25 protein-coding genes and 1 riboswitch are annotated in these 23,589 nt (G+C 53.1%); of the genes, 7 read left to right on the top strand and 18 right to left on the bottom strand.

Annotated elements, in window-relative coordinates; all coding sequences use genetic code 11:
- Positions 1–298: 298 nt before the first annotated feature.
- Both AB8516_RS15600 and thiC read right to left on the bottom strand, forming a co-directional pair.
- Positions 299–988, bottom strand: a complete 690-nt coding sequence (locus tag AB8516_RS15600; protein ID WP_108295256.1) for a pseudouridine synthase — start codon at positions 986–988, stop codon at positions 299–301.
- Positions 985–2,874, bottom strand: coding sequence for a phosphomethylpyrimidine synthase ThiC (gene thiC / locus AB8516_RS15595; protein ID WP_369162037.1), 1,890 nt, complete (start codon positions 2,872–2,874; stop codon positions 985–987). Before thiC ends, AB8516_RS15600 begins: the two co-directional genes overlap by 4 nt.
- Before the next feature lie 36 nt (positions 2,875–2,910).
- A riboswitch (TPP riboswitch) is annotated at positions 2,911–3,015 on the bottom strand.
- A gap of 327 nt (positions 3,016–3,342) precedes the next feature.
- Here thiC and AB8516_RS15590 point away from each other — a divergent pair.
- Together AB8516_RS15590 and AB8516_RS15585 are read left to right on the top strand one after the other, a co-directional pair.
- The gene (locus AB8516_RS15590) at positions 3,343–4,011 is read left to right on the top strand and encodes a protein-L-isoaspartate O-methyltransferase (protein ID WP_369162036.1); all 669 of its coding nucleotides are present in this window, start codon (positions 3,343–3,345) and stop codon (positions 4,009–4,011) included.
- 71 nt (positions 4,012–4,082) lie between these two features.
- On the top strand, positions 4,083–4,661 hold the full coding sequence (locus tag AB8516_RS15585) for an isochorismatase family protein (RefSeq protein WP_369162035.1): 579 nt from the start codon (positions 4,083–4,085) through the stop codon (positions 4,659–4,661).
- A gap of 42 nt (positions 4,662–4,703) precedes the next feature.
- Here AB8516_RS15585 and AB8516_RS15580 read toward each other — a convergent pair whose 3' ends face one another.
- The 4 genes from AB8516_RS15580 to AB8516_RS15565 all read right to left on the bottom strand — a co-directional run bounded on the left by AB8516_RS15580 (position 4,704) and on the right by AB8516_RS15565 (position 6,849).
- The gene (locus AB8516_RS15580) at positions 4,704–5,162 is read right to left on the bottom strand and encodes a hypothetical protein (RefSeq protein ID WP_369162034.1); all 459 of its coding nucleotides are present in this window, start codon (positions 5,160–5,162) and stop codon (positions 4,704–4,706) included.
- A 181-nt stretch (positions 5,163–5,343) separates the two neighbouring features.
- Complete coding sequence (locus AB8516_RS15575) at positions 5,344–5,775, bottom strand: pyrimidine dimer DNA glycosylase/endonuclease V (RefSeq protein ID WP_369162033.1); 432 nt, start codon at positions 5,773–5,775, stop codon at positions 5,344–5,346.
- A 57-nt stretch (positions 5,776–5,832) separates the two neighbouring features.
- Positions 5,833–6,213 (bottom strand): nuclear transport factor 2 family protein, encoded by a 381-nt coding sequence (locus tag AB8516_RS15570; RefSeq protein WP_369162032.1) that lies wholly within the window; start codon positions 6,211–6,213, stop codon positions 5,833–5,835.
- Positions 6,214–6,276: 63 nt separating this feature from the next.
- On the bottom strand, positions 6,277–6,849 hold the full coding sequence (locus AB8516_RS15565) for a LysE family translocator (RefSeq protein ID WP_369162031.1): 573 nt from the start codon (positions 6,847–6,849) through the stop codon (positions 6,277–6,279).
- A gap of 464 nt (positions 6,850–7,313) precedes the next feature.
- On the opposite strand from AB8516_RS15565, the gene AB8516_RS15560 reads away from it, so the two are divergent.
- From AB8516_RS15560 to AB8516_RS15550, 3 genes are all read left to right on the top strand, one after another.
- The gene (locus AB8516_RS15560; RefSeq protein WP_369162030.1) at positions 7,314–7,568 is read left to right on the top strand and encodes a hypothetical protein; all 255 of its coding nucleotides are present in this window, start codon (positions 7,314–7,316) and stop codon (positions 7,566–7,568) included.
- 24 nt (positions 7,569–7,592) lie between these two features.
- Positions 7,593–8,057: a hypothetical protein gene (locus tag AB8516_RS15555; protein WP_369162029.1), complete on the top strand. Its 465-nt coding sequence runs from the start codon at positions 7,593–7,595 to the stop codon at positions 8,055–8,057.
- A 405-nt stretch (positions 8,058–8,462) separates the two neighbouring features.
- A complete protein-coding gene (locus AB8516_RS15550) occupies positions 8,463–9,554 on the top strand; it encodes an NAD(P)-dependent oxidoreductase (RefSeq protein WP_369162028.1) in 1,092 nt (363 codons plus the stop codon).
- Between the two features lie 13 nt (positions 9,555–9,567).
- Here the strand turns inward: AB8516_RS15550 and AB8516_RS15545 are convergent, their stop codons facing one another.
- The 7 genes from AB8516_RS15545 to AB8516_RS15515 all read right to left on the bottom strand — a co-directional run bounded on the left by AB8516_RS15545 (position 9,568) and on the right by AB8516_RS15515 (position 16,204).
- The gene (locus tag AB8516_RS15545) at positions 9,568–9,936 is read right to left on the bottom strand and encodes a YbaN family protein (RefSeq protein ID WP_108295026.1); all 369 of its coding nucleotides are present in this window, start codon (positions 9,934–9,936) and stop codon (positions 9,568–9,570) included.
- A 108-nt stretch (positions 9,937–10,044) separates the two neighbouring features.
- Positions 10,045–10,629, bottom strand: a complete 585-nt coding sequence (locus tag AB8516_RS15540) for a GNAT family N-acetyltransferase (protein ID WP_369162027.1) — start codon at positions 10,627–10,629, stop codon at positions 10,045–10,047.
- A 37-nt stretch (positions 10,630–10,666) separates the two neighbouring features.
- Complete coding sequence (locus AB8516_RS15535) at positions 10,667–11,146, bottom strand: DM13 domain-containing protein (protein WP_369162026.1); 480 nt, start codon at positions 11,144–11,146, stop codon at positions 10,667–10,669.
- Positions 11,147–11,334: 188 nt separating this feature from the next.
- Positions 11,335–12,291, bottom strand: coding sequence for an L-histidine N(alpha)-methyltransferase (gene egtD / locus AB8516_RS15530; protein WP_369162025.1), 957 nt, complete (start codon positions 12,289–12,291; stop codon positions 11,335–11,337).
- Positions 12,288–13,553, bottom strand: a complete 1,266-nt coding sequence (gene egtB, locus AB8516_RS15525) for an ergothioneine biosynthesis protein EgtB (protein WP_369162024.1) — start codon at positions 13,551–13,553, stop codon at positions 12,288–12,290. Before egtB ends, egtD begins: the two co-directional genes overlap by 4 nt.
- 59 nt (positions 13,554–13,612) lie before the next feature.
- Positions 13,613–14,461 carry a DUF5996 family protein gene (locus tag AB8516_RS15520; protein ID WP_369162023.1) on the bottom strand — a complete coding sequence of 283 codons (849 nt, stop codon included), beginning with the start codon at positions 14,459–14,461 and terminating at the stop codon, positions 13,613–13,615.
- 123 nt (positions 14,462–14,584) lie between these two features.
- On the bottom strand, positions 14,585–16,204 hold the full coding sequence (locus tag AB8516_RS15515) for a glutamate synthase-related protein (protein ID WP_369162022.1): 1,620 nt from the start codon (positions 16,202–16,204) through the stop codon (positions 14,585–14,587).
- A 113-nt stretch (positions 16,205–16,317) separates the two neighbouring features.
- On the opposite strand from AB8516_RS15515, the gene AB8516_RS15510 reads away from it, so the two are divergent.
- Entirely contained in the window at positions 16,318–16,617 is a 300-nt protein-coding gene (locus AB8516_RS15510) for an MGMT family protein (protein ID WP_369162020.1), read from the top strand.
- Between the two features lie 12 nt (positions 16,618–16,629).
- On the opposite strand, the gene AB8516_RS15505 is transcribed toward AB8516_RS15510, so the two are convergent.
- Positions 16,630–17,217 (bottom strand): NTP transferase domain-containing protein, encoded by a 588-nt coding sequence (locus tag AB8516_RS15505; RefSeq protein WP_369162018.1) that lies wholly within the window; start codon positions 17,215–17,217, stop codon positions 16,630–16,632.
- A 480-nt stretch (positions 17,218–17,697) separates the two neighbouring features.
- On the opposite strand from AB8516_RS15505, the gene AB8516_RS15500 reads away from it, so the two are divergent.
- Positions 17,698–19,923, top strand: coding sequence for a DUF2235 domain-containing protein (locus AB8516_RS15500; protein WP_369162016.1), 2,226 nt, complete (start codon positions 17,698–17,700; stop codon positions 19,921–19,923).
- 24 nt (positions 19,924–19,947) lie between these two features.
- Here the strand turns inward: AB8516_RS15500 and AB8516_RS15495 are convergent, their stop codons facing one another.
- From AB8516_RS15495 to AB8516_RS15480, 4 genes are all read right to left on the bottom strand, one after another.
- A complete protein-coding gene (locus AB8516_RS15495) occupies positions 19,948–20,163 on the bottom strand; it encodes a hypothetical protein (protein WP_369162014.1) in 216 nt (71 codons plus the stop codon).
- An 87-nt stretch (positions 20,164–20,250) separates the two neighbouring features.
- Entirely contained in the window at positions 20,251–20,991 is a 741-nt protein-coding gene (locus AB8516_RS15490) for an XdhC family protein (RefSeq protein ID WP_369162012.1), read from the bottom strand.
- 24 nt (positions 20,992–21,015) lie between these two features.
- A complete protein-coding gene (locus tag AB8516_RS15485) occupies positions 21,016–21,234 on the bottom strand; it encodes an XdhC family protein (protein WP_369162010.1) in 219 nt (72 codons plus the stop codon).
- 161 nt (positions 21,235–21,395) lie between these two features.
- Complete coding sequence (locus AB8516_RS15480) at positions 21,396–23,585, bottom strand: molybdopterin cofactor-binding domain-containing protein (protein ID WP_369162008.1); 2,190 nt, start codon at positions 23,583–23,585, stop codon at positions 21,396–21,398.
- Between the last annotated feature and the right edge of the window lie 4 nt (positions 23,586–23,589).

Raw genomic sequence — 23,589 nt, 5'->3', positions numbered from 1 at the left:
GCAGCAGATGGTTAGGTCCTGTTAACAGGCCCTAGGGCCTGTTAACACTAATCCAATGCGCCCTGTTGTGTCTGAAAAAGCGCCAATCAAGGCGCGAGGAGAGAGGTTTGGTTATTCCAAATGAGCGACGAGCAACGCCGAGTGGCGCTTTTTCAGGCACAACCCGAAGGGCTGGGGCTGTTTTCGCCCCCAGCGGCGTTATCATTCGCTCATGTAGAATAACTACACTACGCTCATTCTGCCTTGCTGGGCACAAAATCAGCCCCAGCAGGGTGTATTGGATTAGTGTTAACAGGCCCTAAAACAGTTCGATCTCTTGTCGCTTCAATGAACGATACCCTCCAGGCACGAGAGACTGGTCCAATGACAGCCCTCCAATCGACAGCCGGTGCAGCGCCATAACACGATTTCCCAGTGCCGCAAACATACGCTTCACCTGGTGATATCTGCCTTCGGTGATCGTCAGGTGCAACTCAAGCTCCGATACCCTCTCAATGGTTGCCGGTTTTGTGGGTCTGCTTTCGCCCTTGAGCAACAGACCTGCACCCACGCTGGAGGCCTGTTCCACCGTCAGCGGCTCAGCGAGTATGACATGGTATGTTTTGGGGCAGTGATTCGAGGGAGCGGTGATTCGATGCGACCATTGGCCGTCGTCGGTAACCAACACCAATCCCGTGCTATCGATATCGAGCCGCCCTGCAATATGCAGCGCATTCCGCTTGGGGACGTCGAACAGATCCAGAACTGTCCTTTGACTGGGATCGCGGGTGGCGCAAACCACGCCCAGGGGTTTGTTGAGCATGAAATAGCGCGGTAAAGGCGGGGACAGCAAGCTGTCATCAAGCACCACCTCGGCCTGCATATCCACTTGGCTGGCGGGTTGTGTGACCGGAGCGCCCCCCACACTGACTCTGCCTCCCCGGATGATGCTGCGCGCCTGGGACCGGGTCAGATCGGTGGTTTGGCAGAGATAGCGATCAAGTCTCACAGCTCCTTATAGATCTCACCACCCTGGTGTTTGAACTCCACCGCCTTCTCCTGCATTCCCTGTTGTAGTGCCTGATCCTCGCCCACCCCTTGGGAAAGGGCGTATTCCCTCACATCCTGGGTGATCTTCATGGAGCAGAAGTGTGGCCCGCACATGGAACAGAAATGGGCCACTTTATGGGCCTGGTGGGGGAGTGTCTCATCGTGAAATGCCATCGCCTTCTCAGGATCGAGGCTAAGGGCGAACTGATCGCTCCAGCGAAACTCGAATCGCGCCTTGGACATGGCGTTGTCCTGCAACTGGGCACCGGGAAAGCCTTTCGCCAGATCCGCAGCATGAGCGGCGACTTTGTAGGTAATTATCCCTTCGCGCACATCCTCTTTATTGGGCAGCCCCAGGTGCTCCTTGGGTGTCACATAGCAGAGCATGGCGGTACCATACCAGCCGATCTGCGCAGCGCCGATTCCGGAACTGAAATGGTCGTAGCCGGGGGAGATGTCGGTGACCAGGGGGCCTAGGGTATAGAAAGGCGCCTCGAAACAGTCCCGCAGCTCCTTGTCCATGTTCTCCTTGATCATCTGCATCGGCACATGACCCGGCCCCTCGATCATAACCTGTACGTCGTGTTCCCAGGCGATCCTGGTCAGCTCGCCCAGGGTCTCCAGTTCGCCGAACTGGGCAGCATCGTTGGCGTCGGCCAGGCAGCCGGGACGCAGGCCGTCGCCCAGGGAGAAGGCCACGTCGTAGGCCTTCATGATCTCGCAGATCTCCTCGAAGTGGGTGTAGAGAAAATTCTCCTGATGGTGGGCCAGGCACCATTTGGCCAGGATCGAGCCGCCGCGGGAGACGATGCCGGTGACCCGCTCGGCAGTCAGGGGGACATAACGCAGCAATACGCCGGCATGAATGGTGAAATAGTCGACCCCCTGCTCCGCCTGCTCGATGAGGGTATCGCGCATAATCTCCCAGCTCAGCTCTTCCGCTTTGCCGTTGACCTTCTCCAGCGCCTGGTAGATGGGCACGGTGCCGATCGGCATGGGGGCGTTGCGCAATATCCACTCCCGGGTTTCGTGGATGTTGTCACCGGTGGAGAGGTCCATCAGGGTATCGCCGCCCCAGCGGGCCGACCAGGCCATCTTCTCCACCTCCTCCTGTATGGATGAGGTAATGGCGCTGTTGCCTATATTGGTATTTATCTTGACCCGGAAGTTGCGGCCGATGATCATCGGTTCCAACTCGGGATGGTTGATGTTGGCGGGAATGATTGCCCGTCCGGCCGCCACTTCATCGCGCACGAACTCCGGGGTGATCTCATCGGGGATACGGGCGCCGTAGGGCTCACCCTGATGCTGACGCAGCAGTTTGGCATAGCGCGGATCATCACGCAGTTCCTGCAGGCGGCAATTTTCCCGGATAGCCACGAACTCCATTTCAGGGGTAATGATTCCCTGGCGGGCATAGTGCATTTGGGTGACATTTTTCCCGGGTTTCGCCCGTCGCGGGGCATGAATATGCTCGAAACGAAGATGGGTAAGGGCAGGGTCATTCTGCCGGACCCGGCCATATTCCGAACTGGGGCCGTCAAGCAGCTCACTGTCGCCACGCTCCTGAATCCAGCCGGAGCGGAGGTCGGGCATCCCCTTGAGCAGATCTATCTTATGGGCCGGATCGGTGAAGGGGCCTGAAGTATCGTAGACAGGGATCGGAGGATTCTCCTCTTCACCAAAGCTGGCGGCTGTCGCCTCCTGGCTGATTTCACGCATGGGCACACGGATATCCGGGCGGGAGCCATCGACATGGATTTTGCGAGATTTGTAGAAGGGGCCGGTCACCGCTTCGGAAAGCGTGGCGGTCTTTTTGATGAAATCTTCAGGGATTACGCTCATGCTTGAAACCTCGCTGTGGCAGAGGCGAAGATGAGCCCAGTAAGGTTTCAGCTTCCCTCCGCCGGTATTAACCGGATCAGGTAGTAAGGGTCTTTCTCAGCCCAAGACGGCCACCCGCCATGGACACCCCCAGCCTGCCAATTCGCGCAGTATAACCCGATTCCACAGCGGTGAACCAAGATTAATCGGATGGCGGTTAGACAGAACAAGCGCAGTGATGGCGGCGATCATTCCAAGCCAGCCGACCACGTTACAAGATAAGTTTTATAAACAGCAAGTTAGCTCGACAAATAGAGCCGGCCATTCAATCCGGAGGTCAGATACCTGTATCGAAATACCCCACAGAGTGACGGTGTCTGGCCCGCCTGATCGGATAAAATCGCTCAGGAGAATCTTGCCCGGAGGTAATAAAATACGTAGTCTTAATTCTCTGCCGCATTAAACCATATTAAAAACCAGGATATTTTCATGATGGCAAGCAGCTTCGAGAAAGCACGATTCAACATGGTGGAACAGCAGATCCGTCCCTGGGAGGTACTCGATCCGCGCGTACTCTCGTTGATGGAATCTCTTCCACGGGAACATTATGTTCCGCAATCCTACCGGGATCTGGCATATGCCGATATCGAGGTCCCCATCGGACAGGGGCAGCAAATGATGTTCCCCCGAATCGAAGCCAAATTGATGCAGGCCCTGGCCATCCAACCGACTGACAAGGTACTGGAAGTGGGTACCGGCAGCGGTTACCTCACAGCCTGCCTGGCAAACCTGGCTCAAGAGGTCGTCTCCATCGACATCCACAACGAATTTACCGAGAGTGCCAAAGAGAAACTCGGACAGCAAGGTATTCGAAATATCACCCTGATCAACGGAGATGCCCTTGCCGACCCGCTGGAAGAGGGGCCTTTTGACGCGATAGCCGTCACCGGCTCCCTACCCACCAGTCAACAGGCTGAAATCTTCCGGCAACAGCTGAATGTTGGCGGGCGACTGTTTGTCGTCGTCGGCACGGCACCGGTGATGGAGTGCATGCTGATCACCCGGCATGCCGATAAGATCTTTCAGGAAGAGAGCATTTTGGAAACGGAGCTGTCACCGTTGATCAATGCACCGGTACCCGTGGTGTTTGAGTTCTAAGCTACCAACCTGTTGCTGCTCCCCGGTTAAATTTCGCAGCACAGCGAATAACTATAAAAGTGAGGGAGATCATGTCTAAAAGCAAGTGTGAACTGCCGCTGACCCATGCCAAAACCAGTCAGCTGTTGATCATCAATACCCAGGAGAGGCTGACGAAGGCAATGCCAAAGCTCGACCTGGACCAGATGGTTGCCAATATCGTCAGACTCAGCCAGGCGGCTAGTGCGCTGGAGGTACCCATCATTCTATCCGAACACTATGGCAAGGGGCTGGGCAACACCCTGCCGCAGATCGCCAAACACCTGCCGCCACACACAAAGGCAAAAGACAAACTGACCTTCTCCTGTTGTACTGCCCCAGGATTCGAAGAGGAACTGACAGAAAACGGCGATCGCAAACAGGTCGTAATTGTCGGTCTCGAAGCCCATATCTGTGTCCTGCAGACTGCATCCGGGCTGCAACAATGGGGTTATCAGGTTTTCGTGGTAGAAGACGCCATCTCTTCACGCAATCCCCATCACCGAAAAAACGCACTTCAACGGATGCGTTTAAATGGCGTTCAGGTCACCAACAGTGAATCGGTAGCGTTTGAATGGATGGGGGACGCCAACAACCCGAAGTTCAAAGAGGTCTCTCTGCTGTTTCGCTGAATCCACAGGGAACAGCAATCGGGTATGCGGGCCGGCACGTGCCTAGATATGGGACTTATCCCTGAGCCGCTGCTGAAGCCTGTTCGCAAGCAGATCGTAGCCCCTGAATCGCATTTCTGCGATCTCTCCGCTACGTTCATAGATATTATTGAGACGTCTTATTGCACCGATTGCATCAGGGGTGAGCGATCTGCTCAGCAGGGCCTCCGCCAAACCTATATGGATACGGTAGGCGTCGATATAGGCTATATTTTCACTGCCGCCCTGTTTATTCAGCAGCTTCTCAAACTGGTGATATTTTTCAACTTGCCGGATATGGTATGCGCGATTGTAGAAAAGGTCGGCTACCGCAGCCACTTTGCAGCTTTTGGCGATTGAAAGAAGCACCTCGACACGATAGCCCTCATATGCATCCGGTTGCGTGCAGGCGACATGTTCATCCGCTGATAGCGGTGTCCCTGAAAACAACAAAAAAACCACCCCAACGATCCTTTGCCGCATGATTGTGTTACCCCATTGCTACTATAAGATGGCAATATTATTGACATCTATAGTCCATGACGGAGTTATCGCAAGTGGGATAATTACCTAATTAATCATAGTGAATTGAGAAATCTGGGATAGACAATAGAGCATGAAGACAATGGATGAGAGTTACTGAAGTCGATCTACGATTATAAGTTCATTGCATGACTTCCCACTCCTCGATATGTCCTTTGCGGAGTTTGAATAATGGGTGTGGCTTTATGGAAGATGTACTTCTAACAGCCGCATACGCAATAGGGTCCCGCTCTCTTAGCTTTTTCAATAAATGCCTGAATTCATAGTTTATTTGACCCTCTGTAACATACAACTGGGTACGCATGCTTTTATTGAGTATTTTACTTTTATCGAATTTGTAACCACGTTTTTCGGCCTCACCGGCAATTTGCCGTAAATAGGCCGCAACGGCTCCAAGCGGATTTCTTGATTCCTTAAACCTGGTGAGTTGAGGATGGTTGACATAACCGAGGGTGTTACCCTGCAAAACCTTTTGTGCCAACAGCGCCTCTCTCCACAATGCCACCAAACCTTTTGAATCCAGATACTTTGGATGGAGTGACCAGAGCCTCATGTTATGCTGACCAGTTCAGTTATGAAACCCGTCAACTCTAATCCAAACGGTCCTGGTTCAATACATGGTATTGCCATTCTTGGTCTCACTCGGGATCTGCTGTATTGAATCCCAGTGCTCGACTATCCTGCCTGCCCCATCGAAGCGAAAAAAATCCATCGTCACATACTCATCGTTCCCCGGCCATGTTTGATGGGTATGAAGGGCCACCAGATCACCCTCGGCTACAACGCGAACAAATTCAATCTCTTTATCGGGATATGATCTGGCCATCTCGTCGAAATAGTCGATGAATGCCGCCTTACCATTCCCTACCAGAGGATTGTGTTGAATATATTCTGTCCCCACATACAACTCGACAGCTTTCTTGGGATTGCCTAAGTATGCTGTACGGTAAAACGCTATCGCATTATGTTTATTTGCTTCCAAATCTTGCATCTTACGCACTCCGCAGAATAGACAGTTCGATTTTCACAAAGCCCATTGCTGCCGCAATCGTCTTTAACGTTCCATAGCTGCCAGTTTGACGCCCATCGCAAGGAACAATCCGGAAAATACCTTTTGTACTCCTTGAACCATGCCGGGTGACCGCGAAACATATTGACGCACTTGGTTCGCCAAAACTCCGTAAACAACAAAGACGACCAGGGTCATAACCATAAAAATTACGCTTGATACCAGCATGCATGAAATAGGTGATGACGCACCGCTCGGAACGAATTGCGGTAGAAATGCAAGGAAGAAAATTGAGAGTTTGGGGTTCAGGATATTAATCAATATAGCCTGCATGGCAATTTTTCCATATCCATCGGTATCTGGCTTGCTGTTGAAATGTATGGCGCCGGATTCATTCCACATAGTCCAGGCCAGATAAACCAGATAGCATACCCCCAGAAACTTAAACACCTGAAACGCCAAGGCACTGGCGTACAATATGGCCGCCAACCCGAACACGCTGGCCAACAGATGAGGCACGATTCCAAGGGTACAACCGAGCGCGGCGAAAATACTCGCGCGCCACCCCTTGGTCAGGCCCGTGGAGACGGTATAGAGCACACCGGTACCCGGTATCATTACCACAATCAAAGAGGTTATCAGAAACTCTGTGACGAACATAAGCTATACCAATTATGCGGCCTCAACACTAATGCAATGGGATATGGGGCATAAGGCAAAGTTAACTCCTGGCATCTTTTGCGAAATTCGCCTGGCTAAGTATTGGCACTTGAAACAAACCCATCCACTGAACTTCGATTATGGACTTTTTTTCTCCTGATGTGGAGCATGAAAGCAGCAGGTACTGATCTCGGAGCAGCAGCGTGTAATTCCTTTCCGGTCCGTAAAGGGCTATATATCGTGCTATGCAATAATACTTTAAGACGTAGACGATATATGTCATCGTTTAAATGTATAGGTTGCCACTACTTATATTAACGCATCCTTAAGAATATTATGGGTTTGACCTTCAGGAGAAATTGCGCCTGGATCGTGTACAATCCTGTTGAATGCTGAAAACATCTCACGAAGGTTGTAAGAATATGGGAGAACACAAACAGAAACCGGGAAGTGACTGGCTCGCCTGGGAGAAACAGCGTGACAGTCTCAAGAATCGATGGGTCATCGTCGTGGTGGCATTCTGGGTGACCGCGCTGATCGCCGCAGCCATGTACGTGGTGAACAAACAACTTGATTTCATCCTGACATCCATCGCACTCGGTATGATGGTGTTAGGTGTGTGGCTGAAGTCACGCTACCAGCAACATCTTCGCCAAGAGCCTGACAATAAGGCATAACAACAATGAGGTTGATTGCTGCAGATGTCTAAAATCATCAATTTAGGATGTAGTGTCTCGGATATCCATCGCCAGTATGCCGAAATACATGGCGCTCTTTTCGGTATTACTTCATACCGCATGATCCTCTACGCCCTGAAGGGTAAAACGAGCTCGCTGTACAGTGATTATGAGCAAAGACTGAACACACTGCAGGATGAACTTGCAGGATTGGTTGAGCAGATCAATAGTGTCGCTGAAGATGATCTGCCTTTAAGAAATGCGGCCGAGCTTCAGCAAACATTGATTGACTATACACAAATACTAAAACAGGCAATCAGCCAGCTACGCTCAATCTGTGGTTATCTCAAAAATGACGAGGATGATTACCGCTCGAGCAACGAAAGCGGCCAACCAACGTTTAATCGGGATAAGGTCGATTACGACTACACGATAAGGGAACTTGAGCGTATCGGCACAAAACTCAATAAGCTGTTTTCAACCTACTAGACATTCCCCATAATCTCCTTTAGCTCGATTTTGCAAGGCGATAGCGAAGGCAACCAGGCGCCGGTCAGTCTTTATGTGAAGTTATCATCAATGCTATTGATGAAGCGTGATAGATTAAATATCAATGTCAATCATATGGAGTGAATACATGATTATTCGTCATAATTGACGAACCGCGGACAGAATAACCGATACCCTCGTTGCAATAGCATACTCATTTCAACCGGTCCTGAAATAACACTTGTTGGGCTGGTTATGACTCCTCTAGCACCTTGACTTAAAGAATAAAAACAGAGATTCACGTATCCAATACAGATCAACTGCTGCTACGCACAATAATTTTTGTAGTAACCTCATATCTTGGAACTGTTCTTTACACCCATTATTTCACATCAAGGTGACTGGATGAAAAACCGACGCGTTCTCCTAGACAGTGAACTCTCTCCTTTGGTACTTGACCTCTTCCAGGAGGCGAAATTCGAGGCTGATATCATCTCGCCGAAGAAACGCATCCTGAGGCCGCTGCTGGAGCTTGGAGACTATTCGGCCATCCTGGTCCGCAGTAAGGTTTCGATCAATTTCGAAATGCTGGAATCCGCCGGCAAACATCTCAGGGTGATCGGCGTATTCGGCGATGACATCACCAAGATCGACATCGCGGACGCCTCGCGCAATGGAATTTTGGTCAAGGTCACTGAATATGGTAACAGCTATGAAGTGGCAAACCTGGCTGCACGCTTAATGGTTAAACTGATCAGCAGGGCGTTCCGCACGCGAGATTCCAAGAAGGCTTTGATAGTGCAGACCTTATCAGAGTTGGAGAACGATGGATTGACCGGCTTCGAGTTGGCCAATCTCGTGGTCGGCCTTATCGGATGTGGAAACGTTGCCCAGGTTGTAGCCACAGAAATACGCCCTCACTGTCAACGAGTGATCGGCTATGACTCACATCTCCGTACTGTCTATGAAAACTTCCACCAGCGTTCACCGCTTGAGAAACCGGTAATCGAATACAATCAACTGAGCGAGGTGCTGGAACACTCCGATGTGATCAGTATACATACAGCGGGCGATGAGAAGGTGTTCAAGGGCAAGGAACTCTACTTTGCCAGAAACCGCCCGTTTATCGTAAACACATCGCGTAGCGGGAATATCGATTATTCTGCTTTACTCCAGGCGTTGTCGGAGAATCGGGTAAGAGGTGCGGCCATTACTCTGCCCAAAGAACAACTGAGGGAGAAAAAACTACCGGAATGGGTGCAACCCTTCCTCAAACACAATAATGTCATCATTGCGCCTTGTGCCGGCGTGCCTGCATCTGATACCAGGCGTAAACAGGCGCGCAGACTGGCGCGGTCACTTATTGATTATTTGGATCATAAGGATTTGTCCCTGGCAGTAAATCCGATGGATGTGGTTATCTGGAAACGTGAACCGCGCTATCCACTCTCGCGTGGAAAAACCCGTAGTACGGTGCCTATCTTTTGGAGTCGGTAATCTTGACCACGCATTAACGCGGTTCAGGTCTTGTGAGAAGAAAAGCCATAATTGATACAAACAGCGCGGTCAGTCCCGCCATCACCCATGGACTGCTGATTCTCAGGTACATGACTACCCATGCTACGATGAGTAGTATCACAGCCACAACTTTACTGGAGCGTGAAATGGCTCCTTGCTGCTCCCAATCAACCAAGAGCTTTCCAAAATGCGGATGAGCATAGAGCCAACGATGCAGTCGCTCTGATCCTTTTGCGGCAAACCAGGCAGCCAACAGCAGAAACGGTACCGTTGGCAACCCAGGAAGAATCACGCCAATAACCGCGAGCGCCAGAAAGAGGTAGGCAAGTATCAATGCAGACCAGCGGGTTAGGTCAATCATGTGACAATTATTGAATACGATAATGCGTGGAGGATGTATGTGCGATTACTGCACTTATTCACATAAGCTTATTGTATACCATTTTTTCTTAGGGCCCGTTAACATTATTCATTCGCGCCAGTATTGTGGTTGATTTAATACTTTTGCACATTGAATCTTTCCCTTAACCCTCCCGATAATCCCTTTTTTTAGTTCCAATACCATCCAAGCATCTGCACTTTCCTCAGGTATCGGATAAGGAGCTTCATACCCTATAATTCCGGCTGTTCTAAAACCATAACGTGGATAGTATTTCGGATGCCCCAGAACAAAGACCAATTCCACGCCTGATTTATTTAACCGCTTTGTTCCCTCATTAATGAGTTGAGCACCAACCCCCTGGTTTTGAGCTTCAGGTAAAACCCCTAGCGGCGCCAGTAGCTGTGCCGAAACAGATTCGGTAGTTTGTGTGACCACTGCGTTTGTATAGAGTAGATGCCCGACAATTTTACCGTTTACAATAGCTACGAGAGACAACAATGGAAATGCTGTTTCATCCTTAAGCAAATCATTAACCAGTGCTGCGATTTCCGGGCCTTCATTTTTTCCAAAAGCTTGGATATGTACGGTTTCAATTCCGAGTTTATCAGCCTCATTGGACTCCCTGATTTTCATGGTACTATTTCTATCGTACAAATTCGCTTGAGCTTTCATTTGTCAGCCTAGCAGCGCTCACTAGGTATAGTTGTTTTCATTCACGATACATGGCCGATGTGATGAATTCGCCAAAAGACTCACACCAAACAATAACACTATTGTAACTAGACGGATCTATACCTGCCGGAACATCTACTACGAAGTTATCGAATGTTTTTACATCACCCACACGAACCATAGTAGTCTTCAAACGATTGAAATCATCTTCGGTCTCAACATATTCAGGAGAAAGATAGAGCTTGTAGTCAGGACCAGGTGCAAGTTTGCCCATAAACGTTATGAATTCGGAACCAATTGTAACTGTACCTTCTCCCCAATGGAAAGCATCGCTATCTTTCAGATCTCTACGAAATGATGTGGTGTACTTGGCTTGCGAAGACATTGCCTTTATCTCAGATTCGCTAGGAGCAGGGGGTGCGGTAAGAATAGGTAACGCGTAGATGCCGACACCGAAACCTAATACAGCTACTACGCAGTGTGTTGCTATAAGTATTACAATGGTACGTATGCTCATAATGATTCCTACGATGCAAGTTTTTACACTGATCCTACCCACAAAAAGTCCACACTCTTAACTCAACCGTCCGTGGAAACTGGGCAAAACCCTTGGGCATTCAACGCCTGCTGGATAGTCCGCTTTGAGTGATCCCTGTTATATCCTTTATATTCATGTTTACCAAGGGATAGTGGGGAATGTTCGGTTCAGGCAACTGCCACCAGGTAGACAGCAAACAGACCATCTTCATCGACCCAATGGCGAACCTGGGTGAATCCGTTTTCTGTGACCAGGTTGATAAACTCCGTCGGTGAGTATTTATAGGAGTTTTCGGTGTGCAGTGTTTCGCCCTTTTTGAATTCGAAGCGGTGACCGTTGAGGCGAAGCGTTTGTTCTTCAGTGCTCACCAGGTGCATTTCGATACGCCCCTCTTGATCGTTATAGAAGGCGAGATGCTCGAAGATTTCGGGATCGATATCAGTACCCAGCTCCTGCTGCATGCGCTGCAGCAGGTTCAGATTGAAATCCGCAGTCAAACCCGCTGCGTCGTTATAGGCGGCGTTCAACACCCGTTCGCTCTTTTTGGTATCGACACCGATCAGCATCATACCCCCGCTACCCACTGTATCGTGTACCAGGCGTAAAAACCCGCCTGCTTCGCTGGGGCTGAAATTACCCAGGCTGGAACCGGGAAAAAAGAGTAAGCGAGGTCCGTTGGGTACTTCGTGAGGAATCGGCAATGAATGAGTGAAATCGACACAGGCGGCATGGATGGGCAACCAGGGATACTCCACCGCCAAGGCCCTTGCACTCGATTTCAGATAGTCGAAGGAGATATCCATCGGTACGAAGGCGCTCGGCCGTAACGCATCGAGCAGCAGGCGTACTTTTGCGGCGCTGCCGGCGCCTGGTTCGATCAGCACTCGCCCGGTTCCGGCCAGGGTTGCTATCTCCTCCGCGAGGCTCGACAGCATACGCCGTTCAACGGTGGGCAGGTAGTATTCCGGTTGTTCGCATATCCTGTCGAACAGTTCCGATCCGCGCTGATCATAGAAGAATTTCGGCGGGATCGATTTGTCCGATTTGGAGAGACCCGTAACCACCGCGTCATAAAGGCTCAGCGCCTGGGGCTTATGATCGTGAAAGGTAACATTCTCCATCATGCGTCCTCCGCGAGTCGCAGGCCGGTAAAGGCCCAGCGTTCATCCGGATAAAAGAAGTTACGGTAACTGGCGCGGGTATGGCCTGTAGGCGTCGCGCAACAACCGCCTTTCAGCACCATCTGGTTGGACATGAATTTACCGTTGTATTCACCCATTGAACCGCCCAGAGGCTTGAATCCGGGATAGGCGGCGTAAGGCGAAGCCGACCAGGTCCAGAGGTCGCCAAACCACTGCCCCATCTCTCCCGCCGGCGCGGGATGTAGCTGATCCCGATCGACGAAGTTGCCGCTCAACGGCTGTTGGGACAGCACGACCTCCAGTTCACCCTCCAGCGGTAAACGCTTGCCCGACCAGCGGGCGTAGGCGTCCGCCTCGTAGTAACTGAGATGACAGACGGGTTCGTGAGGATTCAGTGGGCTCAGCCCACCCAGAGTGAATTGCAGCCACTCATCCTCTTGCTGCTCCCAATAGAGCGGATGCCGCCAAGCCTCGCGCTGTAGCAGGGCCCAACCGTCGGAGAGCCATAGCGCCGGATCGTCATAGCCGCCGTCTTCCATGAACTCCCGGTATTCACCGTTGGTCACCAGGCGATCGGCAAGCCGAAAATCGGACAACAATAGATCGTGCCGTGGCGTTTCGTTGTCATAGGCGAAACCCTCATCCTCTCCATGACCGATTCGGTAAACGCCCCCCGCCTGTTCCACCCAGCGCATCGCTCTGGCGTTGCCGGAGGCGGTCTGCAGATCGCCCCGATAGGCCGGCTTCAATGGATTCGACCAGAAGTTGTGCTTCACATCCATCAACAACAGTTCCTGGTGTTGCTCCTCATGGTTGAGCCCAAGGATGATCCGGAATGCGAGTTCGCTCCAAGCCTTCCCATCGATGGCCTCCATCAACTGCATCATCTGTTCGTCCACATGGGCGCGGTATCGGTAGACTTCGTCCACTGTCGGACGTGACAACAGACCCCGCCTGGGTCTGGGATGCATCATGCCGTGGGTGTAGTAGTAGCTGTTGAAGATGTAATCGAACTGGGGATGAAAGGGCCGGTAGTCGGGATTGAAGTGAGGCAGCACGAAGGCCTCGAAAAACCAGCTCACATGGGCGATGTGCCACTTAGGCGGGCTGGTCTGAACGATGGATTGGATTTGAAAATCATCCTGCTGTAGCGGCTGACAGAGGGTCTCGGAAAATTGGCGGACTCGCTGGAACTCCGCAACTACCCGATCACGACTGCTGTGTGTTGTGATAGCACTGTCCATATCAATATCTCATTCTGATTTTTTATACTGTTTGAGATCCGATGCATGCCATCGGTAGTTCAAGCCATCAAGTCCGCACCATGTAAACGCAATTGCTGAAGATATACAAGCAACAAACTATAGGGTTGATCGTGCTTCAACAATTCCGCATAGGGCAGTACCGCACCGACCCAGCCATCCGTATGCCAATAGGCACCATGTTTCAACTCAAGTTCCATCCAATCGGCGGGTTCAGGGTAGGCGGTCACGTAAAAATAGGCATCCGGAATCGATTCATCGCCAGTTACAAAGCCGAAGTTCATCTGCTCGTCGGCATGCTCAGCATCCGCAGGATCGACACCGGGGATCAAACGGCCGGAGAACCAATTCAAGGCAAGATCGAAATGGTGCGGAAAGAGTTGTACGGGACTGGTCTCCTCCCTCAGTCCACCCTTGAATGCCTTGAACGCTCCATCCACCCAATTGATTGCCTGACGATAGCTTTCAACCGCCGCAATATCGTAAGGCAGGGTCGATTCATCCCCGTAATCGCCTAACAGTTGCCGGGCCAGGCCGCCCCCCGTCAATGGGAGAGCCGCAATGATCCATCGGCATATACGCGCCGTACTCTGTTCGGCCAGGGGCAGTGATGACAGCCTGCCATCACTGCCGGATAGCACCAGGCGATGCGCGGCCAAGTCAAGGATGAGTTCATAATTCTGTGCGCCGACGGGAAAGGGTGTAGTGGTCAATCCATGGGTGTAGACACTCAGGGTAATGTGCCACCAGTGCTTTGACTTCGGCATAAAATGGCTGCGCACCTTACCGACAATACGGGCATATTGCTGCAGGGTATCCCTGGTTGGTCGCCAAGCAGACAGAGCAAGTGCGGGAAGTTGTATAGGCTCGACAGTTTCTTGATTGGTCATGGTTGTCTCACATCAAGGGTTACACAGCTTATGTTGAGATGTTTCTGCATTGCCGATCCGGAAGCATCCTGCATGGCATCTCTCCGCATGTGACTTCAATGAGCCACCTGGATCGGTTCGATTTCATTCCAACGAGACTCCCGCGTAGGCGATGCCGGTCAGATGAGCCATCTCACGATCGAAGGTAGTGAGGTCATCGGTACAGAAGCCGCTGAGATGATCATGGCCACAGGCCCTCGCCATCACCTGCATCAACTCGGTCGAGGCGCGGAAGAAACTGTTCAGCTGTTCGGCCCCCTTCTCGATCTTCAGACGCCGCCGCAAGTCCGCTCGCTGGGTGGCGATGCCCACCGGGCAGTTGTTGGTATGGCAGGCGCGCATGCCGAGACAGCCGATGGCCTGCAGCGCCGAATTCGAGACGGCGATGGCATCCGCGCCCAGGGCCAGTGCCTTGATAAAATCGGCCGGCAGCCTGAGACCACCGGTAATGACCAGGGAGACGTCACGCCGTCCCCGCTTGTCCAGGTAGCGCCTGGCCCGTACCAGGGCGGGTATGGTGGGTACGGATATATTGTCGCGGAAGATCAACGGAGCCGCCCCGGTACCCCCGCCCCGGCCGTCCAAAATAATGTAGTCGACACCGATACTCAGCGCAGCCTCGATATCCCGCTCGATATGTTGCGCGGAGAGCTTGACTCCGATGGGAATACCAGCGGTGGCTTCACGCACCTCGTCAGCGAAGCGACGGTAGTCATCCAGGCTCTCCCAGTCGGGGAAACGGGACGGCGAGATGGCGGCTTCGCCCTCATCCAGCCCACGCACCTCGGCGATCCGGCCCTTGACCTTGTTTCCCGGCAGATGGCCCCCGGTACCTGTCTTGGCGCCCTGGCCGCATTTGAAGTGAAAGGCCTGGCAGCGTTGCACCTTGTCCATCGAGTAGCCGAAACGGGCCGACGCCAGCTCGTAGAGATAGCGGCTGCTGGCTGACTGCTCGTCGGGAAGCATGCCCCCCTCGCCAGAGCATATGCCGGTACCGGCCAGCTCCGACCCCCTGGCCAAGGCCACCTTGGCCTCTTCCGACAGGGCGCCGAAACTCATGTCGGAGACCAGCAGGGGGAGCTCCAGCCGCAACGGTTTGTCGGCATTGGGACCGATCACCACTTCGGTGCCTACCGGGTGATCATCCAGCAGCGGCACCCGATGCAGTTGTGCCGTCAGCAGTTGGATCCGTTCCCATTTCGGTAATTCGTCCCGGGGCACCCCCATGGCGCTGACCCGGCCATGATGGCCAACCTTCGACAGGCCGTGCTCGGCCAGATGCTGGATATACTTGTAGTGCGGCTCCTCGCTGCCGCCATGCAGATCCTTATACAGACCCTGATACTTTTCCCGCTCATAGGGCTGGGGGTTATCCTCCGCCCAGGCCCTGATCTCATCCTCGTCCACCCAGACCCGACCCTCCTCGACCCAGGCCTGGAAACTGCGCAGCCGTTCTGCAGGATTGTAAGCACTGATTCCAGTCTTATATCGATAATCCCAGTCGTGCAGCCCACAGATCAGATCCTCGCCCTCGATTCGGCCATCAGCCATCAGCGCGCCCCGGTGGGCACAGCGGCCATAGAGCACCGAGACCCGTTCCTCCTCCTGCCATCGAATGACGACCAGGTCGACACCGGCAGCCAGGGCATAGGTGGGTGTCAGCGGTTGCAGATCGGACCAGGAAAGGATGGCGGTTTTTTTCATGACAGATACCTTGGTGTTATTGTTGATCGAAAGCGTGCGTCCTCTAACAATACGTCAAGAATAGAAATACCGATTCATTTCATCAATCGATACGGAGATCCGGGAGTGTAAGTGTGGCCAATGAAGAGATGCGTAAGATCTTCTACACCAACCTGGCTTCGATCCCGCCAGGCCGTTACTGCAGCTACGGCGATATGGCCAAGCTTTGTGGCGTTCATGTACGTCAGATACTGGCCTGGCTGCGTAAATTGCCGCAAGGGAGCGAACTGCCCTGGTACCGATTGATCACCGGTCAGAGACGGATCGCGGATTATCCGGGTAACGAGAGGCAATATCGCAGACTCGCGGAAGAGGGTCTTGTCCCCGAAGCCGACGGCCGTTTTCCGGTTCATTACAGGTGGCCGGATTCCTAGGGCTTGTTAACACTAATCCACAGTTGCCCCTCCGCCATTCAAGTCACCCTGCTGATCGATATCGAGCAGAACACCAGGATCTTCCGTGGGTAACAAAATCATTTCATTGGTATGAGCCTGTAGCAGATGGCGTGCACCATGGTCACCCTGCAAAGCCTGTAACCGGTCTCCCCATTGTTGCCCGAAACCAACTGGATGGCCACGGCGTCCTTGAAAAGCGGGTGCGGCGATAGCGGCCCCTTGAACCAACGCTTGGACCACTGAGCGAATGGTCTCGGGCGCAATCCAGGGCATATCCGCCAACGCCACCACCCAGCCCGCCGCATCGGCACTGGCCCTTATCCCCATGGCCAGGCTTATCCCCATGCCCTGCTCCGCCTGTGCGTTTTCCAGTACACTCAAACCCAGGGCTTCGAAATGCTCAGCCAAACGAACATCATCAGGGCGTACGATTGCCAGGGCGTTGGGCAACGCGGTAACGAGATTATGCGCCGCCGCCATGCCCACCAGCTCACCGTTAGGGAGTGGATGCAGCAGTTTGTGGCCGCCGAAACGTTGACCGGTGCCGGCCGCCAGCAATATGCCTTGAATCTCAGTCATGACTCTAGTGCCTATTGATAGTGATTCAATATTCCTCTGCGGTGGATCTCCATTAGGAACATGTCATCAACTAACCGGGTAGGCTATCAGTGGATCAGCTTAAATAACTCATTATGCACATTCGTAGCAGTTTTTTATAAACACTCTAATGCTGAGACTAGACATACAGGAATTCAGGCAATTCAATGGCACGCCCTGTCTGGCTTTCTACTACTACTATTCTTTGCACTTAGTCTATGCTCAGACTATTAAAGGCAATGAATGCTATAAGTATTATATGATTACTTCAGAGGTACCCGCGGCACAAGGACAATCCAACTCCCTGCAGGATTTCCTAACACCTACATCTCTATAGGTCAGATGCGCCGCCATTTCCGATCGCTCCCAGCGATTGAAAAATATATTGAATAAGCGGTATCTGTGTGCTGATAAGCTAAGGGCCATTTTTTTCAGCGCCTGCATGGAAAAGGGAGTCTGCCCATGACCAGGAAACTCGTTTTATGCTCGGACGGTACAGGTAACAGTGGCGGAAAAGCTCGGGGTACCAATGTCTGGCGCTTTTATAAAGCGGTCGATACCAATCCCAATCTAGGCCAACTGACTTTCTATCAGGATGGTGTCGGCACCCAGGCTTTTAAACTTTTTCGACTGCTTGGTGGGGCATTTGGTTATGGCCTGAAGGCCAATATCCTAGAAATGTACCACTTTTTGGTCCACAACTATCAACCTGGTGACGATATTTATCTGCTCGGTTTCAGCCGCGGCGCCTTCACCGTCAGAGCCTTGGCCTATATGGTGACTGTATGCGGAGTCGTCAAGGCGGATGGTGACCCGAAAGAGACAGAAAGGCGTATTGATGATGCCATGAAGAGATATCTCGATTGGCGGAAGGAGATCCGGAAATTCAGAATAACTGCGCTTACTCCTTCTATTCGGAAGAGAGCAGGACAAGTGCCACTCGAACAGCTAGTCCGGGCGTATAGAGAACTCGGCCACAAACCACTCACCGAAGTATTGGAAGAGCAGGAAAAAAAATGGTCGGAGAAGGAGAGTGCCGACGATGATTTGGTGTACCGCCCGATAATCCGTTTCATCGGGGTATGGGATACGGTCGATGCAGTCGGTCTTCCCATCGACGAACTGACCGAATTTCTCGATTGGTGGTTTCATTTCAAATTCTACAGCTATGATCGGCACCCCATCGCCGGGCACAACTATCACGCCCTCTCCCTGGACGACGAAAGGCACACCTTTCACCCACTGATGTGGGACGAGTCCTTGCAGGTTACGGGACAAAAGATCGAACAGATCTGGTTTTCCGGCGTTCATTCCAACGTCGGCGGCGGCTATGCCAAAGATGAAATGGCTTACGTGTCACTGGACTGGATGATGGAGAAAGCGGAAGGCTGCGGACTGAAGTTATTGAAATCCTCTCGGATAGAAGCGTCGGAACAGGCCAGAGTCAACGGCAAGATATATGACTCACGAGCAGGCCTGGCTTCCTATTACCGTTACAAACCCCGGGGAGTGGATCAGATCTGCAATCTGGCAAATGCTCCAGTGCTGTTGCACGAGTCGGTATTCCAGCGAATCAAACAGGTGACCGAAGACTATGCCCCAATGGTTTTCGGCAAACACTACTCGGTACCGCCAACGGGCAAACCACATCCAATGGACACCCTACCGGATGAACGACTAAAGGCGCAGAGTCTGGGTGAAAAAATCGTCTGGTGGCGCAGAGTCACCTATTTCCTGCTACTCGTTTCCACCATCGGTACACTCCTTGCCGTCCGAAGGTACGGGGCCATGCCCATGCCTTTGTCCGGCAACTGGAAAGGCATCTTAGAAAGTCTACCGGCTTCCCTCTCCGAATACATCGGCGGATTTCCGGAAAAATGGCTCTACGCCTTCAGTGGCCGCTGGTGGTTCCTCGCATCACTGGTAGTACTCTTCAGCGCACTGCTCATGTTCCGCAGCTACCTACGCAAGCGCACCCGATACCTTGGACGATCAGGGTGGAATCTGACTAATGGTATGGCAGTACACTCTCCGGCGGGTACGGTACTTGAATCCATGGTGGATATTGTCAAGGCAATCTATGCGCCCCAGAAAATACGCAATTATATGCGTGAAAAAGTCTTTCCAGTGACAGCATTTGGCTTTGTCGTCCTGCTGGCTTCATTGTGGCTGTTCAACATGCATATTCTGCCGCCCAATAGGGATGCGTGTATGAGTGAAAAGATAAAATTCAGCCAACTACCAGCGAATGGTTCAACGTTACACGACTTCCACACATGCAATCCCTGGTATGCAACCGGAATCAGCGTGGAAAAGGGCGCGACCTACAAGGTGCAAGTCACAGGAGACGATAACTGGAACGACTGGCATATTCCTGCGAATGCGAATGGTTTCGTGGACGAACCAGGCCTACGACATAAACTCATTTCTTTGTTCAAACGCTACAATAGTGATGAAAATACCGGCAACCAAGACTGGTTCAAGTTAATAGCCAATATCGGTGGACGACAACAGGTGGCGGTAGGTCGAAAAGCAGAGTTCACAGCGAAACACAATGGGCCTTTGTATTTCTATGTTAATGACGTCCTGTGCGATGTGTGTCTAAAGGGTGTGTTTGCCTATTACCGAAACAATCAGGGTACTGCGGAGATCCACGTTACGAAGGTTACAAAAACCATGAGTAAGTAGTTGATGTGATATCAATGCAATTGATCAATCAACATCTATATCATCAGCTAACTCTTCTTCGGCAGGATCTATAGTCACAGCATCAGGGTAAAGCTGTTGGATTACATTCCTTGCTTCATCTGGAAGGGGCCAAGATTCAAAATCAATTCTGAAATCGATTTTGTAAACTAAAGATATATCAACATCGTTGCTTATGAGATCGTTCAATACGAAACCGATGGAATCGTTCGGAAATTTCATATCAATCAATTCGTATATATAACATCTAACTTGGCGTAACGACTGGTGAACATTGATAACCAGAAGTATCCCCACTGACCAAATGAACTATGCCGCGCTGACAATTCTATTCCGGGTCGCGGTTATCTCAGCCATAATGGAGAGAGCGATCTCCGAGGGCCGTTTACTGCCGATCGGCACACCGGCCGGGCCACTTACTCGGTCAAGCTGCTGGGGGGTACAGCCCATTTTCGCCAAACGCTCATGTCGCCTTGCGGCGGATCGTATCGAGCCCAGCGCACCGATATAGAAGGCATTGGATTCAAGCGCCTCCACCAACGCCATGTCGTCCTGTTTCGGATCGTGGGCCAGCGTGACCACTGCCGTACGCGGTCGCGCGGCGATATTGCGTACCGCGTCATCGGGCATCTGGCGGGTGTAGTCAACATCGGGCAGGGGGTCGGGATCGGTGAACGTCTCCCTGGGATCGCAGATCGTCACCCGATAGTCGAGCATGCGCGCCATCCTGGCCAGGCAGCGTGCCAACTGACCATCCCCGATCAAAAGAAGCTGCCAGGCGCTACCGAAGACCTTTGTCAGACTCTGATCCGAGAAGCTCAACTCCGGGTATCCCTCACCGGTTAGCAGGGTAACTTCCCCATTCTGCAGGTCTACCTGACGAGCAACCAGTTCACCATGATCTACACGGTTCAATAGCTGGTCGATGAAGGTGACCGAGTTGAGGCGCTCAACGATGATCTGCAGACGACCGCCGCAAGGCAGTCCGAGCCGCCCGGCCTCCTGGTTGTCGACGCCGAAGCCCAACGAAACCGGATTCGTGTCGGCCAATTCACCCTGTCGGTATCGGTCGATCTACGCCTGCTCGACACAACCGCCTGAAACCGAGCCGATAAAGCGGCCCGCATCGTTCATCGCCATCAACGATCCAGGCGGTCGTGGCGAGGAGCCCCAGGTCTGGGTCACCGTCGAGAGGGCTACCTTTTTTCCCTCACGCAGCCACTCAGCGGCCTTGGCAATGACTGCCCTATCTTCCGCCCGCACCAACTCCCTGGACATACCGTTGTCGTTCACCTTTGAAACCTCACTTCATCGTTCCCACGCTCCGGCGTGGGAACGCAGACCACAGTGCAATAGAAAAACAAAGTATGGATTCCCACGGAGGAGCGTGGGAACCGGAAAAACCAGAATGGCAATAACGATCCCGTAATTCATGCCTTGTGAACCTAAAGCCCTCAAGCGGGACGAAGCGGCAGTTGGCGCAGACGTTGACCTGTCGCCGCATACACGGCATTGGCAACGGCAGGCGCTATCACCGGTGTGGCCGGCTCGCCGACCCCGGTGGGTGCTTCGGTGGACGGTACAATATAGACCTCAACCTCTGGCATCTGATCGATGCGCAGGGTCCGGTAGTCATGGTAGTTGGACTGCTCGACCCGTCCCTCCTTGAAGGTCAGCTCGCTGGCCAGAGTGGCCGCCAGGCCATAGCCCATACCGCCCTGCATCTGCGCCTCGATGACATCGGGGTTGACCGGAACGCCGCAATCCACCGCGATCACCACCCGGTCCACATAAATAACCCCGCGGCGCACCGTGACCTCCGCCACCTGGGCCACGTAGGAATTGAAGGATTCGTGCACCGCCACCCCCCGGCCACGGTTACGGCCCAGGGGTTCGTCCCACCCTGCCTTCTCCACCGCCAGGTTCAGTACACCCAGATGTCGCGGATGTTCCGCCAACAGGGTGCGTCGAAAGGCTACCGGATCCTTGCCTGCCTCAACCGCGAGTTCGTCCAGAAAGCACTCCACTGCGAAGGCGGTATGGGTGGAACCCACCGAACGCCACCAGAGTACCGGCACCTGTAACTGCGGAGAATGGAGATCGATATGGATATGCTTCAGGGCGTACGGCAGATTTGCCGCACCCTCTACAGAAGTCTGGTCGATTCCATCCTTGACCATCACCGATTCGAACGGGGTACCCGCTAAAATAGACTGCCCCACGATACGCTGTTGCCATACCAGAGGCCGGTTTTCGGCATCCAGTCCCGCCTTGAGCTTGTGGAGATAGAGTGGCCGGTAGTAACCGCCACGCATATCGTCTTCCCGGGTCCAGATTAGTTTGACCGGCGTCCCCGGCGGCATCGTCTTGGCGATATGCACCGCCTCGAGCACATAGTCGGCCTTGGGATTGGCCCGCCGGCCAAAGGAACCGCCCGCGTAGAGCATATGAATACGTACCTGTTCCGGCTGCAATCCCAACAGACCGGCGACCGCCATCTGATCGCCGGTGTTCATCTGTTCGCCGTTCCAGATCTCGCAACCCGAGGCATCGATGCGCACCACGCAGTCCATCGGCTCCATCGCCGCATGGGCCAGGAAAGGTACGCTGTATTCGGCCTCAATGACCTTTTTAGCGCCGGCCATCGCCGCCTCGCTGTCGCCCTCATTGCGGGCGACCGTACCGGGCTGATTTGCCAGCTCACGGTAGCTGTCGAGTATCTCACTGGAGCTCTGCTTGAATGCCTCGCTCTCGTCCCATTCCACCTGCAGTGCATCCCGGCCCTGCTTGGCGCTCCAGAAATCGTCCCCCACAACGGCGATCCCGGAAGGGATCTGCAGCACTTGTTTGACGCCTTTGATCGCCCTTGCCGCCTTGTCGTCGAAACTGCGCACCTTGGCGCCGAAGCGCGGAGGATGTGCCACCACAGCGGTATACATTTCGAGGAGTTGCACATCGATGGTGAAGACAGCGCTGCCATCTGTCTTTTCCGGGCTATCCTTACGAGGTAGGCGCTTGCCGATCAGGCGGAATTCATCAGGCTCCTTCAATAACACCTCCTGGGGTACCGGCTGCTGCGCAGCGGCATCCGCCATCTCGCCAAAGCTGGCGCTGCGACCGCTGGACGCATGGGTCAGGAGACCGGCCTCGACCCGGATCTCATCCGCTTTCACCTGCCACTGCTTGGCGGCGGCCTCCACCAGCATATGTCTCGCCGCGGCGCCCGCTTTGCGCATCTGCATCCAGGAGTTGGCTATCGCTGTGCTGCCGCCGGTACCCTGGGCCTCGCCCCAGTAGAGATTGCGATAGCGTTTGGCGTCAGCCGGGGCACCCTCCACCCTGACCTGTTCCCAGGCCGCATCCAACTCTTCCGCCACCAGGGTTGCCAATCCAGTATAGGTCCCCTGTCCCATCTCAAGATGTTTTGAGATCACAGTGACCCGGTTGTCACTACCGATGCGCAGAAAGGCGTTGGGCTGAAAGGCCGCTTGATCCGCTGGCGCCGCACCGGCAAAACCGGGCCCCGATCTGCGCATATCGGCACGGGTTACCGGCATGATGCCCAGAGTCAGTCCGGCCGCGGTGGCGACACCCGCCGCCAGGAAACGGCGGCGACTCAGATTGGTTATCCAGTCACTCTTCATCTTG

It is taken from the genome of Candidatus Thiodiazotropha sp. LNASS1, from assembly GCF_964212655.1.
In the GTDB taxonomy this organism is placed as follows: domain Bacteria; phylum Pseudomonadota; class Gammaproteobacteria; order Chromatiales; family Chromatiaceae; genus Thiodiazotropha.
Note: the sequence above shows the minus strand (reverse complement) of the source record. Positions and strands in the feature narration are given on the sequence as shown.

Coding starts and splice junctions, on each gene's coding strand:
- thiC (WP_369162037.1), bottom strand. CDS start 2,874: ATGAGCGTAATCCCTGAAGATTTCATCAAAAAGACCGCCACGCTTTCC.
- AB8516_RS15590 (WP_369162036.1), top strand. CDS start 3,343: ATGATGGCAAGCAGCTTCGAGAAAGCACGATTCAACATGGTGGAACAG.
- AB8516_RS15585 (WP_369162035.1), top strand. CDS start 4,083: ATGTCTAAAAGCAAGTGTGAACTGCCGCTGACCCATGCCAAAACCAGT.
- AB8516_RS15580 (WP_369162034.1), bottom strand. CDS start 5,162: ATGCGGCAAAGGATCGTTGGGGTGGTTTTTTTGTTGTTTTCAGGGACA.
- AB8516_RS15575 (WP_369162033.1), bottom strand. CDS start 5,775: ATGAGGCTCTGGTCACTCCATCCAAAGTATCTGGATTCAAAAGGTTTG.
- AB8516_RS15570 (WP_369162032.1), bottom strand. CDS start 6,213: ATGCAAGATTTGGAAGCAAATAAACATAATGCGATAGCGTTTTACCGT.
- AB8516_RS15565 (WP_369162031.1), bottom strand. CDS start 6,849: ATGATACCGGGTACCGGTGTGCTCTATACCGTCTCCACGGGCCTGACC.
- AB8516_RS15560 (WP_369162030.1), top strand. CDS start 7,314: ATGGGAGAACACAAACAGAAACCGGGAAGTGACTGGCTCGCCTGGGAG.
- AB8516_RS15555 (WP_369162029.1), top strand. CDS start 7,593: ATGTCTAAAATCATCAATTTAGGATGTAGTGTCTCGGATATCCATCGC.
- AB8516_RS15550 (WP_369162028.1), top strand. CDS start 8,463: ATGAAAAACCGACGCGTTCTCCTAGACAGTGAACTCTCTCCTTTGGTA.
- AB8516_RS15545 (WP_108295026.1), bottom strand. CDS start 9,936: ATGATTGACCTAACCCGCTGGTCTGCATTGATACTTGCCTACCTCTTT.
- AB8516_RS15540 (WP_369162027.1), bottom strand. CDS start 10,629: ATGAAAGCTCAAGCGAATTTGTACGATAGAAATAGTACCATGAAAATC.
- AB8516_RS15535 (WP_369162026.1), bottom strand. CDS start 11,146: ATGAGCATACGTACCATTGTAATACTTATAGCAACACACTGCGTAGTA.
- egtD (WP_369162025.1), bottom strand. CDS start 12,291: ATGATGGAGAATGTTACCTTTCACGATCATAAGCCCCAGGCGCTGAGC.
- egtB (WP_369162024.1), bottom strand. CDS start 13,553: ATGGACAGTGCTATCACAACACACAGCAGTCGTGATCGGGTAGTTGCG.
- AB8516_RS15520 (WP_369162023.1), bottom strand. CDS start 14,461: ATGACCAATCAAGAAACTGTCGAGCCTATACAACTTCCCGCACTTGCT.
- AB8516_RS15515 (WP_369162022.1), bottom strand. CDS start 16,204: ATGAAAAAAACCGCCATCCTTTCCTGGTCCGATCTGCAACCGCTGACA.
- AB8516_RS15505 (WP_369162018.1), bottom strand. CDS start 17,217: ATGACTGAGATTCAAGGCATATTGCTGGCGGCCGGCACCGGTCAACGT.
- AB8516_RS15500 (WP_369162016.1), top strand. CDS start 17,698: ATGACCAGGAAACTCGTTTTATGCTCGGACGGTACAGGTAACAGTGGC.
- AB8516_RS15495 (WP_369162014.1), bottom strand. CDS start 20,163: ATGAAATTTCCGAACGATTCCATCGGTTTCGTATTGAACGATCTCATA.
- AB8516_RS15480 (WP_369162008.1), bottom strand. CDS start 23,585: ATGAAGAGTGACTGGATAACCAATCTGAGTCGCCGCCGTTTCCTGGCG.